Below are 14851 nucleotides of genomic sequence, written 5' to 3' on the forward strand. Positions count from 1 at the left end.
TCTGCTTTATAAGATATCAGCTAAAGCCTCTTCGAGTTCTTCATATCTAAACTCAAACCCCGAAACTTGTAGTTTTTTGGGTTGCATTCGTGCACTGTCTAACACCGGTTGAGCTGCTTCTCCCAATACCATTTTGAGGGCAAATTTTGGTACTCTTAATATGGATGGTCGCTGCATAACTCCACCAAGAGTTTCAGCAAATTCATCCATAGTTGCGGGGTTTGGTGAACAAAGGTTATAGGCTCCCTTCATGTCCTCATTTTGTATGGGGTATATCAATGCTCTACATAAGTCTTCTCGGTGAATCCAGCTCATATACTGATTTCCTGAACCGATGGGACCTCCCACAAAAAACCGAAACGGAGGAATCATTTTTTCTAAAGCTCCACCTCCCTTTTCTAACACAATCCCAATTCTCGGATTTACCACCCGAACCCCAAACTCTTCCGCTTTTTGTGAAGCAGCCTCCCATTCTTTACAAACTTCAGCTAAAAAATCATTCGCAATTTCTGCTTCTTCATCCAGCACCTGATCGCCTTGGTCTCCATAAATTCCGGATGCCGAAGCAGACACAAATACTTCCGGCTTATTCTCTGCTGCTTTCATAGCATCCACAAGAGTATTTGTTGACTCTACCCGACTGCTTTTAATACGTCTTTTCACCTCATCAGTCCATCGCTGACCAAATAAATTTTCTCCGGCCAGGTTTATCACTGCATCCACTTCGTTCATTTCATTTGTAAGATCAGCCTCCCATGAAATAAATCGCTGGTTTTTGGCATTTTCATCTTCGTATTTCTTGGGACTCCTCGTCACGATGACCAGATTATGTCCTTCTTTAAGTAACATGGTTCGCAGTTCTTCACCAATAAAACCGGTTCCACCTGTTATAAGTACTTTCATGTAAGGTTGCGATAATTTATTGTTATGATTTATCTAATACCCTAACCAATATTCGTTTATTAAAAGTCCAACTTTGAAACTCCTAAACCCAAATTGTCACATAAAGCCACATTTCCTTTTGGGTAAACTGATAGGCCTTCAAAAGGATCATTATCAATCAGTAAATGACCGTCTAAATCAGCATAGTCTGCTTCCAAAGCGATAAGTGCTCCGGCTGCATTGGCTAAGGAGCTTTCGATCATACATCCTATCATCACTTTAAGCCCAATATCTTTTGCATTGGAAATTACATTACGAGCCTTTATCAAACTCCCGATCTTCATCAATTTTATATTGATGATATCAAAGGCTTCAGAAATTTCCAGGAGATTCTCAGAACCAACAAAACTTTCGTCAGCCGCTAACGGCAGTGGTGACCACATCTTCAGCTGTTTCATATCTTCCAAACAAGAAGCCGGCATGGGTTGTTCTATGAATTCAACATTTTGATCAGACAGAAACTCTATTTCTCTTTTTGCTTGCTTAAGTGATTTCCAGCCTTCGTTTGCATCTACCCGAAGTGGCTTGGTTGTCACTTCCCGAATGGCTTTTATAATTTCACGGTCACGATCTGTACCAAGTTTGATTTTATATACCGGGTAATGCGCTGCTTCTTCAATTTTCTTTTGCATTATTTCCGGTTTGTCTATCCCAATGGTAAATGAGGTGACGGGGCCTACCGGAGATTTTGCTTTCCATAACTTCCACAACGGCGCATTTTGTGATTTCCCCCACCAATCTAACCAAGCCATTTCGATAGCTACTTTTGCCGACTGTATAGAAGGAAGCTCTGAATTATCCAACTTTTGGGGGAGATTTTCCGGTGAACTTATTTCATCAAAAAGATGCGTTGGCAGTGCTCTGAAATACTCAATTACCTTTTCGGGTGTTTCTTCATAACGTGAATTTGGTGCTGCTTCTCCGTAGCCGGTAATTCCATTTTTACTAATTGATAAGAATACGTTTCTCGCCTCTGTCCTTGAACTTCTTGATATGGTAAACGCATGTTTGAGGCTTAGAGGGACTATTTTCCAGCTGACATCAAAATGTGACATAGCCAAAATCCTGGATCAGTTTTATATAAATGTACACCGCAGGTGCAGCCAGTAAAAGCGCATCAAACCGATCAAAAAATCCGCCATGACCGGGAAATAAATTTGCCGAATCTTTCACTCCTGCTTTCCTTTTTATTTTACTTTCTATGAGGTCTCCAACCGGACCAAACGTTCCCACAAGTAAAATTAATGGAAGTGCTAATTCCAGGGTTAAATCTGTCTCCAAAGGTATTGCATATAAAGCTAAAGCGAGTCCCGCAAAACATCCCAAATATCCCGAAAAGAATCCTTCCCATGTTTTATTTGGGCTGATATCTGGTGCTAATTTATTTTTACCGAAACTTTTCCCGCCAAAATAGGCGAAGATATCTCCTCCCCATATCATTAACATGGTGGCTACGGTTAATACAAAACCTGTTTCATTTGAGCCTATGTCGCGGATCAGCATCAGGCACAGTAAACCGACCGGAGCGTATATTCCTGTAAAAAAAGAGGTGCTTAATTTTGTAATACTTTCCTGCGTACGGTCAAAAGTCTGGATGGCGACAAATAAAAGCAGAATACCCAAACCTATTTCAAAAGCGTAGGGGATGAATGGATATAACATTATCCAAAGGCCGATGGTATAGGGAAAATATTGATCCGTAAATTGTCCTGAACTGGCCAGTATCCTCATCATTTCTTGTAAGATGAAGAACCCAATAAAAATAATGAATCCCTTGAAATACCAATCTCCCAGCCAAGTCAAATACAGAAACAGAGTAGCTGCCGGAACAGCAAAAAGCACTCTTTTAAGCAACTCACTCAAAGCTTCCCCCTATTCAGATTCTGAATTAAAATCAGGACCTTCATCTTCTAATTTTGTCAAGGCTTCCCGAGCTTCTTCCTCATAATCTTTAGGAACGTACAGATAAACCATTGCCATTTCACTCACATTCAAACTATAGGCGCTATCCTTTTTGGATAAAATATTGGAGGGGATATCTAAATTTGAGAGATAGTTTTTGGCCATCTCAATTTCAAGATCCGTACTGCCTTCAAGAATACAAACCCAATTGTCAACCTCACTTGGTTTTGGGGATTTGGAAAAGAAGCTCATGACTCAGCCATATTTTTTGAAGATTTTAAAGAGTACAGGTAATATAGCAATGCTGATGTAAACACCAAGCTCAAAACTATCAAAAATATGGGTAAGTCCATTTCGGGGGAAATCTTTTCATCCAACATTTCCGGATAATAACTGCTCGCTATTACTTGTCCGCCATTATTTACAAAATGAGCTACCATGGCAGGAATCAGGCTGTCGGAGATATAAGTCAAATAAGCCAGGAAAACGCCCAGTGTAGCAAGCGGTAAGAAGTTTGAGATTTGAAGATGGTAAGCCCCAAAAATAGCTCCGGAGATTAAAATTGCGGCAACTATGCCCCAACTTTTTTCAAAAGCTCGCTGCACATAACCGCGGTACATGATTTCCTCACAAACGGCAGGAACAATACCTATATGGAATACTCCTAACAGCAGTGCATTATCTGACTTGAGAAAACTGGCGATCATTTCGGCCATCGTCTCCTGCATCTGTGCCATAACATCCGGTACAGGCATAAAGGAGTTCAGCCATCCTAAAAACAAGATGGTCGGTTGGGCTATAACAAATAAAACAGCTCCAATTGCTGTTACCTGCCATACATTGCCACTGAGTTTGAGCCGCAGGAATTCTGTACGCTGCCCCTTTACAGCATGCATTTTTACAACAAGAATCGTTGCAAGGGCCATTACAAGTATTTGCCCGGATGAATTTGCAAGAAAAAGTAGGTCAAAGTTACTTGACAATCCCTCCATCATAGCCTGAGGATCGAGGCTATCTGCCGTCAGCACCATCCCAACAGCACCAACTATACCCCCGACAATGTTAAAGGCAATGAGAGCAACTATCACCCAACCAACAGCCATAGCCCAATGGGCAAAACCATTACGTTCTACCCAGGGCTCTGGAATGTTCTCTTGATAAATTTCATCGTATTCGCTTTTTGAAGGCGTCTTTTCCTGTTGATTCATTTAATCTTCTTTATTCCTCTGATGCAAATACTTTTGCGCCTATAAGTCCTGATATGACATTTAAAATACCCAGACCGGCAAACATAGTTAAAGCACCAATTGCAATATTGCTTAAAGAATAGGGATCTTCCATTCTTGCCATCATCTGTTCTTTCATTTCAGCCGTCATTTGCATGGCTTCAACGTTTTGCCTGCTCCACTCCATCAATGCCTCCTGATAACTCGGATCAATGACATTCCACAGTTGAGTAATGGCTACGGTAAAGATAGTGCCTATAAGTCCTACTAAAAGACCTAACAGTGCACCCTTGCCAATTTTATAGGTTATGTCATATCCTTTAGCATAGTGCCAGTTCACAAAAATACCACCAAATGCTCCAATCAAGCATCCAAGAGCCTGAAATAATTGTGAAGAGTTAAACATAGCTCCGTCCGGTTCATTACCCAGCATCATATATCCTCCAATAATTGAAAATAGGGAAACCACAATCCCCACCATTAATGAAGCAATGATCACTGAGTTCCAATAACTTGGTTGTACTTGTTCGTTTTCCATAGTCTATTTTTTTAGGTTAAAAAATTCGTTCGCCAAAATTAAAGGGATACTAAACCCAAATAAGCTTCCCAATATTAACCTTGACGTGTGGGTATTCGTCCAAATTTCAAAATAGTTGCCTATTAAGTCAGTCAAATTTAACAGAATAGCAATAATTAACCACACTAATTCTCGATTATTTGATGAGTTTTTAAAATAGGCATAAAGTGGCAGTCCCGTCCAGCTAATGGCTAAGAACCCATAAATACCTAAACAACGGCTGCAAACAGCCATTTGAACCCCCGAAAACGTAAATGAACGTTCCGGGTCCTGATGACATAATACATCAAATACCCTGTATTGCCAGCTGTTAACTCTTATTTCGCCCGATGAAAAAATCCCCGGCCCCAAAGCCGCTAAAAATAAGAAGAGTATCCCTGCTAATACTGCAAAGTATAACATGCGATTTTGTGCTTTAATCACCATCGCGAGGGATTATTTGTGAGATGATTGCATTCCTTCAATAAAGGAGGCCGGTGCTCTGCATGGCTTTCGGGTTTCCGCATCAACGAAACATAAACTTACTTCTCCAAAAACATGAACTTGATCAGATGCAGCCGTTCTGACTTCATAAAAAGTTTGGAGTTTTACCCGGTGTATTTCAAAAACCATTACTTTTATGAACATTTCTTCATCATATAAAATGGGCTTTTTGTACTCTAATTCTGAATGAACTACCGGCAGCATCACTCCAGATTCTTCCAATTCCCGATACGATAAACCATGAGACCGAATCATTTCGGTTCTTGCCACTTCAAAATATTCGAGATACCTCCCGTAATACACATATCCCATTCTGTCAGTTTCACCATAACGACTTCTTAAGGTATGTGTGTATTCTACAATCGGGGTTTTATCGGGAAATTCCACTTTATTATTTAACTACCTTCCACTGCCCCATAGATCCGTATTTCTCGATACGCTGATCAACCAGTTTTTGAGATTTTAACTTTTTAAGTCGTTTTAAACTGTCTAAGATTTGCTTTTTAACAGCTTGAGCTGCGGCATCATAATCCCGATGGGCTCCTCCTAAGGGTTCTTCTATAACTCCGTCTATTACCTCAAGTTCTTTTAAATCCGGTGCCGTTAATTTTAATACAGCGGCAGCTTGTTCTTTATAATCCCAGGTTTTCCATAAAATGGAAGAACAGGATTCAGGGGATATTACTGAATACCAAGTGTTTTCCATCATATATACTTCATTACCCATACCAATACCAATTGCACCTCCACTGGCTCCTTCGCCAATCACAATGGTAATTACGGGCACTTTCAACATGGCCATCATTTTCAGGTTTTTGGCAATGGCCTCCGCCTGTCCTCTTTCCTCGGCTTCAAGTCCGGGATAGGCTCCGGGAGTATCTAACAAAGTGATGATGGGGATATCAAATTTTTCTGCCAATTTCATTAAACGATGGGCTTTTCGATAACCCTCCGGGTTTGCCATACCAAATCTTCGATATTGACGCTGTTGGGTATCACGACCTTTTTGATGACCAATAATCATCACCGATGAGCCATCAATCCTGGCTAAACCACCCACTATTGCCTTATCATCAGAATGATAGCGGTCGCCATGCAGCTCTATAAAGTCATCAGTTATTTTATCAATATAATCAAGTGTGTATGGCCTGTCGGGGTGACGGGCCAGCTGTACGCGTTGCCAGCGTGTGAGATTGGAAAAAATGGAGGTTCGAAGTTTGTCGACCCTTTTTCTGAGGCTATCAATCTCCTTATCTAAAACCCCATCACTGACATTTGATAAATTTTTAAGCTCTTCGATTTTGCTTTCTAACTCGGCAATGGGTTGTTCAAAATCTAAATATTGCATCTGTCCTTTTTGTTTTTAATCTGATCTAATATAATCATTCTGTTAGAGATGTGAGAGTTTTGCACGAACTACAGGGTACCGAAAATACTTCTAATCTTTAGAGCCCAAACTCTCCATATGGCTTCCCTGACTATGGCCTTTGACATTTTTGATACACCTTCCTCTCTTTCCCTGAATACAATGGAAACTTCCTGTAAATTAAACCCAGCTTTCCAGGCTCTGAAGTGGAGTTCTATTTGAAAAGCATATCCATTTGATTTAATCCGATCGATGGATATTGATTCAAGAACTTTATGATGGATACATTTGAAGCCGGCTGTAGTATCAAAAATTGGGAGCCCGGTAATGGTTCTGGCGTAAATATTTGCACAATAGGATAAAATCAAACGACTCAATGGCCAGTTAATAATACTAATACCGTTTTTATATCGCGATCCTACCGCAACATCGGCTCCTCCGGATTTTACTTTATCAATTAACCGATCTGCATCATCCGGATCATGAGAAAAATCAGCATCCATCTCACAAATGAATTGATACCCTTGCTCTAAGGCATATCCAAAGCCTTTTACGTAAGCGGTCCCTAACCCCAATTTTCCGGCTCGTTCGATAAGTGTAACTCGCTCGGGATATTGTTTCTGAGCATTGCGAACACAATCGGCGGTACCATCGGGTGAACCGTCATCAATCACTAAGACATCTACCTGGTTTTTAAGTTCCATTAGTTTTTCAATAAGTCGTTCAATATTGTGAGACTCATTGTAGGTTGGAACAATAATTAATGTATCTGAACTCATTGTTACTGCCCCTTTCCTTTTATGACGGTTATTATGGTATTGATCAAGATTTTGGCGTCCATTCTGAGCGATGCATTTTCAATATAGAATAAATCGAATTTTGTTTTTTCTTTCACATCATCCAGTGATGTATCGTATTTCCATTTTACCTGTGCCCATCCCGTTATTCCGGGACGCATTCTCAGCCTTCGGGTATACAGGGGAATTTGTTCAGAAAATTTTTCTACAAAATGAGGCCTTTCCGGTCGTGGCCCGACGATACTCATATCACCTTTCAATACATTAAAAAGCTGAGGGATCTCATCAATACGAAGTTTTCGAAGCCAATAACCAATTCCTGTAACTCTGGGGTCGTTTTTCTTAGCCCATGTTGGTCCGCTATGGCGCTCAGCATCGTTAAGCATCGTTCTGAACTTGTAGATCGTAAATTCTCTTCCATTTCTCCCGACTCTTTTCTGTCGGTAGATGGCCGGACCGGGAGAAGTTAACCGTATAGCCACTGCTATAATCAATAGAAAAGGGAAGGTAAGCAAAAGTACAAACGAGGCTAAAACCAAGTCAAAAACTCTTTTGATTGTTTTTTCCCATAATGGCATTGGTTCAGGGGAAATTTCAACCAGGGGCATTCCAAATATTTGGTTGGTTTTGCTTAAGCCACTTACCACTTGGTAAAAGTCGGGTAGCAATTTCAAAGAAACATCCGGGGAATCAATTTTTGAAATAACATCTACAAGATCCTGCCGGCGATTGGGTTCCAGGGCTACCAGTATTTCTTGTACCTGTTTTTCCTCAAGAATGTCTTTAATCTCCTCAAGATTACCGATTACATCTTCTTCTTTTATTCCGGTCTCCGGATCCGGGGATTGCCCATTCACTTGTATAAATCCTAACACCTGCATTCCTAAAATCTTATTTCTTTTTAGATCTTCATAAGCAACTTTGGCAGTCTGACCTGTTCCGATTATAACTGTACGATGCAATCCTTTACCTCGCTGTGCATAAAACTTTTGAATAGATCTTACTATAAACCGATTTAGTGCTAACAATGAAAATACGATTCCCCAGTATACAATAATAAGTATTCGCTGCTCTCTGATAGAAATAATTTCATTGACATTAATTACAAAATAGATAACCAACGTCCCCAGTAGAGAAGCTTTTAATACTTTTATAAATTCATCTAAGCGAGACACCAAATAAAGCTTTTTGTAAAGCCCCATTAGCACAAAAACGGCAATCCAATACAAACTAACCGCTAACCCTGCGGTTATAAAATTCAGGTTAAAATCCTGAATCAATAAATTAATGGTCTCCGGATATAGAGAATGGAAAATAAACCAACTCACAAGTACAATAAGAAAATCTAATATGCTCGTGAAAATTACTTCCCGATATCTTTTTAACTTAAACACAGTATTTTTTGGTTAATTCTGTCATAATAAGATTTTCAAAATAAGCAATTTTATGTCGGCTGCATAACTTCAAAAGTTTAAATTTTTACGCTTGTACACACTCAAAAAAACATCTACTACTACAAAGGCACGACTGGGAACTTTAGAAACTGACCACGGCATTATTGAGACTCCAATCTTCATGCCCGTCGGCACGTTAGGGACGGTAAAAGGCGTTTCCCAAAAAACATTAAAAGAACATATCAAAGCCCAAATAATTTTAGGTAATACCTATCATTTATATCTGCGACCGGGGACTGAAATCATGAAAGAAGCCGGTGGATTGCATTCTTTTATGAAATGGGATGGACCCATATTAACAGACTCCGGAGGATACCAAATATTTTCATTATCTGATATCAGGGAACTGGATGAAGAAGGCGCTCATTTTCAAAGTCATATTGATGGCTCAAAACATTCTTTTACTCCGGAAAATGTGGTTGAAATACAGCGCATCCTTGGCTCTGATATTATGATGCTGCTGGATGAATGTCCACCTTATCCAAGCTCCCATGATTATGCAAAAAAATCAATGGAATTGACTCATCGCTGGGCAAAAAGAGGCCGTAAAGCGTTCCTGGAATCTGAACCTTTGTATGGACACAAACAAGCTCAGTTTGGCATTGTTCAAGGGGGAACGTATAAGGACCTGAGAATTGAATCGTCCAAGTTTATGACAGACCAAGATTTTGAAGGTATTGCCATTGGGGGATTGAGTGTAGGCGAGCCTATTGAGCTAATGTATGAATTCACTGATTTGAACACCGATTATTTACCCAAAGACAAAGCACGATACCTGATGGGCGTAGGAACACCGGCTAATTTATTGGAAGGCGTTGCCCGGGGTGTTGATATGTTTGATTGTGTAATGCCCACCCGAAATGCCCGGAATGGTACTATTTTTACCCGGAATGGACGTGTTAATATCAGGAATGCACAATGGAAAAATCATCATGAGTTTTTAGATGAGGAGTTTGATAGCGATTTATGCAGCAAATATACCATGGCATATGTCCACCACTTGTTTCGGAATAATGAAATCTATGGCCTGGTCTTAGCCTCGGTTCATAACCTAAGATTTTATTTGTGGTTGATGGAGAAAGTTCGAGCTCGGATAGATAACGATACCTTTGCTGAATGGTACCCGGGAATGGTAAAACAGCTCGAACAGCGTATTTAAGAATTCGATTTTTCAAACTCTGAAAGGTCATCAAGAGGATATACTTTATTAAAAATAGACTTTATAATTATGTCTATATCCATCCATATAGAGTAGTTTTGCAAATAGTATAGTGCAAAGCTTTCGGTATCCTCTGCATCCTGAATTTTATTTCGACTTATTTGAATCAGACCCGTAAGCCCTTTTTTTGCTACATTTTCAGAACTATCGGTATCACTGATTAGCGGACTTCCAACCAGGCTCAATTTACCTGTAAGTACATATCCCCATAGCCTCACCCTATTTTTCCATTTATTATTTTCAATATCAGCATAAAATTTCATTCCATTTATTAAAACCCAATCCTTTTTCAAAAATATCATGCTGGGAAAAGTTACTATCAAAATTGCCAAAAACAGGGGAAGTGCTGTTCCGATATCAACCATTCTCTTGAGAATTTTATTGGCCGGTTTGGAGTACATGAATTCAACTTCAACCAATGGCACAGCTTCCAGGTATTCGACCTTGGATTTACCGAGAATAAAATCCATAGAGTCAGGAATTAGTTTAAACACCACATCCTGTTTTTGAAGATTCGAAATTTCTTTCAGCATCTGTTTATAACTGATGGCATTCAATACAAAAAAGACCTGATCGATGTGGTAGGCTTTGATCAAATCGCTTAACTGCGAAAGACTTCCAAGCGTATTTTCGTTTTCATCTCTTCCATTCACCGTGATATTTCCAACAACTTCATAATTCCACTCCGGTCGAGAATGAATTCTTGAGATTATAGACGATGACTCATCGAGGTCTCCTACGATGAGCACACGATCATTCTTTAATTTTTCATCATGATGTTCATCGTCGGCCTTGTAACCCCTATATAATTTAAAGCTTACAAAGAAAATAACACCAAGTATAAATCCAAAGATAAGCCCCAACCTTGTGTATGCCAGGTTCCTTACAAAAAAGGTGATTATGACCACTCCTAAATAAGTTGTTGTCAGGGCCTTCAAAATAGTTGATATAGAAGCCCGTTCCTTACTAAACATCCCGAATAAACTTCCTGAGAATAAAAATAATCCTGAACTCAACACATTAATCCACAGGTATTTAGTGCCTTCACTATTAAGAATGTTTTCCCCTTTTATTCCATATCTCAATAAAAAACCAATTGCTACTGATGCATTCAAAATCACCAAATCTGCCAAAGTAGATCTTACTTGTTTGAAATTGGATGACACCCAGGAAGTCAGAGTTTTTAGCCAAATAGATAGATAAATAAGCATCCTGAAAAAGAAGCTGTATCTCGCACTATAATGCTTATCATAAAACTGATATAACGCTTTATTGAAAATTCGAATGTATCTTAAATCACCTTTTTTAGTGCTCTCTCCCTTGTAATGTATAATGGACGTCTTCGGCACATATTCGATATGATATTCTGTTTCCTGAACGCGATAACATAAATCAATGTCTTCTCCATACATGAAAAAGCGTTCATCAAAACCTCCCAGCTCTTTTAATAGTTGAGTTCTCCAAAACATAAAGGAACCGGACAACACAGGAACTTTAGCAACCTCATCTTCATCTATCCAGTTAAGGTAATATTGATTGAATAAACGGCTATTAGGGAACAAAGAGTTTAAGCCAAACACTTTACTGAAAGAAGACCAAATTGTAGGAACTGCCCTCTTTGATTCCGGTGCAAAAGTGCCATCAGGATTTAAAATTTTACAGCCGCCCGCGCCACAATCGGGGTTTTTCTCCATATGTTTAAAAAGCACATCGAGGGTGTCTTCACTTACCAGGGTATCAGGATTTATGATCAGCGTATATTTCCCCTCGGCTTTTCTAATGGCCTGATTATTTGCTTTTGCAAAGCCTACATTATTTTTATTGGCAATGTATTCTACTTCAGGAAAACGTTCTTTTAAATAGGGAATTGAGTCATCGCGAGAGTCGTTATCGACTACAAAAATTTCCAGTTTCAGATTATGCTGTGCCTTTTTTATGGAGTTTAAAAGGTTGGCTATATACTCCTTAACCTTGTAGTTGACGATTATTATTGAAATATGGGGAGATGAATTTTTCACGTCTTATTTCGCTATTACTACTTTCCCAATTCCCCGTTGACTGCCATCTGCCTGGTAGGCCACTACAAAATATACTCCGGTTCCAAGGCGGTTCCCGTTATAATCATAGCCATCCCAGCTAATCCTGCCACCCGTTCCCTCAAGTTCATTTACCACAAAACCATCTACACCTAATATTTTAATTTGAGTTGCACTGCCCAAGTCTTCAATAAAAATTTGATCATTTTTGGAATATTGAAAAGGGTTAGGAAACACCTTCAGCTTATCCATTTCAGAAACCGGAGCTTTTGGTACATCCTGATAGCTTGTCAGTCCTAAGTCAGTTGCAATAAAAACCTGGCCAGTTTCACCATCAATACTAATGGAATTGATGGTATTTGAGATCAGGTTACTGTTTTCGGTTGTGAACCGTTTCTCAATCCGACTACCTTCTTCATTTAGCAGCCAAAGTCCCTGATTACTGCTTCCTATCCATTTTTGATTGGCATCATTAACAGCGATTGCAGATACATTCACATCCCGCAATAAATATCTTGACGTTGCAGAAGTGTCTTCATTGATCAGCCATTGAGCTTGTCTTTCATTTGGACCACCGTTAATAACCAATTCAGGAAAAATGAAACTTGCAATTCCTCTTTCGGTACCTACCCATACCTCTTCATTTTTATCCTGAATAATTGCTGTAATCGTTTCATTGGGCAAGTTCCCATTTGATATTGAAGAACCCAGTTTAACATAGTTATCATCATTTTCATTTTCGGGGTTCCCGGTATCTATCACCAGCAGACCTAAACCATTGTTGTTTTCGCTGATCAGAGAAATCCACTTTTGATCAAAAGAATCAACAAATAAATTAAAGTAGTTATCATTGCCACTCAGGTTTTCGAAAGGGATCCACTCATCCGTCCCGTTGAGTTGTACATACAAGGGGAAATCTGCATTAAAAGAAGTGGCCCACATATTTTGTTGACTATCTGAGTGCAAGCCTGAAATCACAACGTAGTTTGGATTTGCTTCGATTCCTGTCAGAGTAGAGTTTGTTCTGTTAAATACCTGAATTTCATTTGTTGCTTTTTCATGTCTTATGACTCCGCTTCCCCAGCTTCCAAAATAATAGTGGGAATCATTATGGCCTAAAGTAAAAACAGTACTTACATTGTGCAGCTCTTCCCTTGTATCTCTGTTGAAATTCAACCATTGTTCACCATTATACATATAATATCCACGAATTGGGTTAAAGGGATCCGAACTTGGAAATTCAGGAGTTGAAGTAGCTGCTACCGCCCCATTATCAGCCAACAGATCATTAAAGAAATTCAGGTAAGGTCCCGGAGGTAGATGGAATTGAGGTGAATCATTTTCAATATTTAGTATCCCCAGACCATTATTTCGGGTACCTAAGTATAACTCATCTCCATCAGCAGCTAAATGTATGATATCACTATTTAGGTCCAGGTTTTTGATTTCCAAACTGGATTCTTCATCAAGGATATAGATAGTGGAATTTGTTGAAGCTGTCAGAAAATTAGATTCTTTGTTAACGGTTAAAGTCACATAATCTTCATTTGGAAACTCATTGCTTATTTCCCAAGCCCCATTATTACGGATGTTAATTTCATTGCCTTCTGTTAAAGCATAAACAGTCCCCTTAAAAACTGCTACTTTGCTTATGATATCAGAACTCATTCCAGATTGACTATCGAAATTATCCCAATTATTATTTTCAACCAGATTTGCTGAAAGATCGCCAATTGCGATACCTTGTTGTGTTGCAGCATAAACCGAATCCGATTCTATTTCAATATCATTTACCGGAGTTCCTATGTCAAATGATCCCAGTTTTAAATAGCTATTATCAACAAGGAGATTTTGCAGACCATAAATTACAATCCCAAATTCTGTTGCTACAAATAAGCTACCGGAATAGATCTCAAAATCATTAATATCTTTCGTACTGAAACGATCTACTCTTTTGATGTCTTCCAGTGGTTCAATGGTTCCGCTTTCTAAATTAATCACATCTATTGTTCCGTCCACATACCCAGCAAAAATCCGGTTAGACGTTTCATCGAAAATGACACTCGAAGGATCTGATCGATACAGCCCATCTGAGGTAGTATACATTTCAATAATTCTATCATCTTCCAAAACAAAAATACCACCCAAAGTACCATTTACAGCCACATTATTATTTACAGAAATTGAATTTACTGTAGAAAACGAAGGGTACACCTCCCAGTCTCCTATGGATTGGGACCGAAGAGATTGCCATGAAAAAAGAATTACTATTAAGAGAATGGTTTGTTTGATCATTTCAAACTAAATGCAATATCTGTTTTTGTTTTTAAGTCAGATAAACATAAGAAAAAAGGAAAGCATATAAATCAATATGATTTAATTAAACAAAAAAAGCCCCAATGCTTTGAACATTGGAGCTCTTTATAAAAGGAAGAAGGCGACGACCTACTCTACCGCTTGTGAGCAGTACCATCGGCGCTGCAGGGCTTAACGGCCGTGTTCGGGATGGGAACGGGTGGTTCCCCTGCGCTATAGCCACCTTCAATAAAAATGGGTGTTCTTTGAGATGATGAGGCAATAGCAGGTCAAGTGGAAAGGGCTGACTAGGAAGAGTTTTGTTTTTTAGTAGTTGTTAATAGCTACGGCTTTAGCCTTTGTTGGCTTGCCCGGGCCCGGAGGCCCGTGCAAGTCATATAAGGGAAGCCTGTGGCCTGATTAGTATAGCTCGGCTAAACACGTTACCGTGCGTACACCTGCTACCTATCTACCTGGTCGTCTTCCAGGAGGCTCTTAGGGAATACTTATCTTGGAGCGTGCTTCGCGCTTAGATGCATTCAGCGGCTTATCAC

14 protein-coding genes and 2 rRNA genes are annotated in these 14851 nt (G+C 39.4%); 1 reads left to right on the forward strand and 15 read right to left on the reverse strand.

The window, feature by feature from the left end; all coding sequences use genetic code 11:
• Positions 1 to 6 precede the first annotated feature (6 nt).
• The 11 genes from RI561_RS11185 to RI561_RS11235 form a co-directional block, all read right to left on the reverse strand.
• Positions 7 to 903, reverse strand: a complete 897-nt coding sequence (locus RI561_RS11185) for a TIGR01777 family oxidoreductase (protein ID WP_395080328.1) — start codon at positions 901 to 903, stop codon at positions 7 to 9.
• Positions 904 to 962: 59 nt separating this feature from the next.
• Entirely contained in the window at positions 963 to 1997 is a 1035-nt protein-coding gene (locus tag RI561_RS11190; RefSeq protein WP_395080329.1) for a dipeptide epimerase, read from the reverse strand.
• A complete protein-coding gene (locus RI561_RS11195) occupies positions 1984 to 2805 on the reverse strand; it encodes a phosphatidate cytidylyltransferase (RefSeq protein WP_395080330.1) in 822 nt (273 codons plus the stop codon). The genes RI561_RS11190 and RI561_RS11195 overlap by 14 nt, the downstream gene beginning before the upstream one ends.
• A gap of 9 nt (positions 2806 to 2814) precedes the next feature.
• Complete coding sequence (locus RI561_RS11200) at positions 2815 to 3096, reverse strand: hypothetical protein (protein WP_395080331.1); 282 nt, start codon at positions 3094 to 3096, stop codon at positions 2815 to 2817.
• Positions 3093 to 4052: a CPBP family intramembrane glutamic endopeptidase gene (locus RI561_RS11205; protein WP_395080332.1), complete on the reverse strand. Its 960-nt coding sequence runs from the start codon at positions 4050 to 4052 to the stop codon at positions 3093 to 3095. The genes RI561_RS11200 and RI561_RS11205 overlap by 4 nt, the downstream gene beginning before the upstream one ends.
• Before the next feature lie 10 nt (positions 4053 to 4062).
• The gene (locus tag RI561_RS11210) at positions 4063 to 4608 is read right to left on the reverse strand and encodes a DUF4199 family protein (protein WP_395080333.1); all 546 of its coding nucleotides are present in this window, start codon (positions 4606 to 4608) and stop codon (positions 4063 to 4065) included.
• A gap of 3 nt (positions 4609 to 4611) precedes the next feature.
• Complete coding sequence (locus RI561_RS11215; RefSeq protein ID WP_395080334.1) at positions 4612 to 5073, reverse strand: DUF2085 domain-containing protein; 462 nt, start codon at positions 5071 to 5073, stop codon at positions 4612 to 4614.
• 9 nt (positions 5074 to 5082) lie between these two features.
• Complete coding sequence (locus RI561_RS11220; protein WP_395080335.1) at positions 5083 to 5517, reverse strand: acyl-CoA thioesterase; 435 nt, start codon at positions 5515 to 5517, stop codon at positions 5083 to 5085.
• A 4-nt stretch (positions 5518 to 5521) separates the two neighbouring features.
• On the reverse strand, positions 5522 to 6478 hold the full coding sequence (locus RI561_RS11225; RefSeq protein WP_395080336.1) for an acetyl-CoA carboxylase carboxyltransferase subunit alpha: 957 nt from the start codon (positions 6476 to 6478) through the stop codon (positions 5522 to 5524).
• A 68-nt stretch (positions 6479 to 6546) separates the two neighbouring features.
• Positions 6547 to 7275 carry a polyprenol monophosphomannose synthase gene (locus RI561_RS11230; protein ID WP_395080337.1) on the reverse strand — a complete coding sequence of 243 codons (729 nt, stop codon included), beginning with the start codon at positions 7273 to 7275 and terminating at the stop codon, positions 6547 to 6549.
• A 2-nt stretch (positions 7276 to 7277) separates the two neighbouring features.
• The gene (locus RI561_RS11235; protein ID WP_395080338.1) at positions 7278 to 8687 is read right to left on the reverse strand and encodes a sugar transferase; all 1410 of its coding nucleotides are present in this window, start codon (positions 8685 to 8687) and stop codon (positions 7278 to 7280) included.
• A 91-nt stretch (positions 8688 to 8778) separates the two neighbouring features.
• On the opposite strand from RI561_RS11235, the gene tgt reads away from it, so the two are divergent.
• Positions 8779 to 9906 carry a tRNA guanosine(34) transglycosylase Tgt gene (gene tgt, locus RI561_RS11240; protein ID WP_395080339.1) on the forward strand — a complete coding sequence of 376 codons (1128 nt, stop codon included), beginning with the start codon at positions 8779 to 8781 and terminating at the stop codon, positions 9904 to 9906.
• Here tgt and RI561_RS11245 read toward each other — a convergent pair.
• The 4 genes from RI561_RS11245 to RI561_RS11260 all read right to left on the reverse strand — a co-directional run.
• Entirely contained in the window at positions 9903 to 11984 is a 2082-nt protein-coding gene (locus RI561_RS11245) for a glycosyltransferase (RefSeq protein WP_395080340.1), read from the reverse strand. The two genes, tgt and RI561_RS11245, sit on opposite strands and share 4 nt — an antisense overlap.
• Before the next feature lie 3 nt (positions 11985 to 11987).
• The gene (locus tag RI561_RS11250) at positions 11988 to 14297 is read right to left on the reverse strand and encodes a two-component regulator propeller domain-containing protein (protein ID WP_395080341.1); all 2310 of its coding nucleotides are present in this window, start codon (positions 14295 to 14297) and stop codon (positions 11988 to 11990) included.
• Between the two features lie 137 nt (positions 14298 to 14434).
• Positions 14435 to 14545: ribosomal RNA gene (gene rrf / locus RI561_RS11255) — 5S ribosomal RNA — on the reverse strand.
• A 151-nt stretch (positions 14546 to 14696) separates the two neighbouring features.
• Positions 14697 to 14851: ribosomal RNA gene (locus RI561_RS11260) — 23S ribosomal RNA — on the reverse strand; the annotation flags it as partial.

Source organism: Gracilimonas sp. (genome assembly GCF_031581265.1).
Taxonomy (GTDB): Bacteria; Bacteroidota; Rhodothermia; order Balneolales; family Balneolaceae; genus Gracilimonas.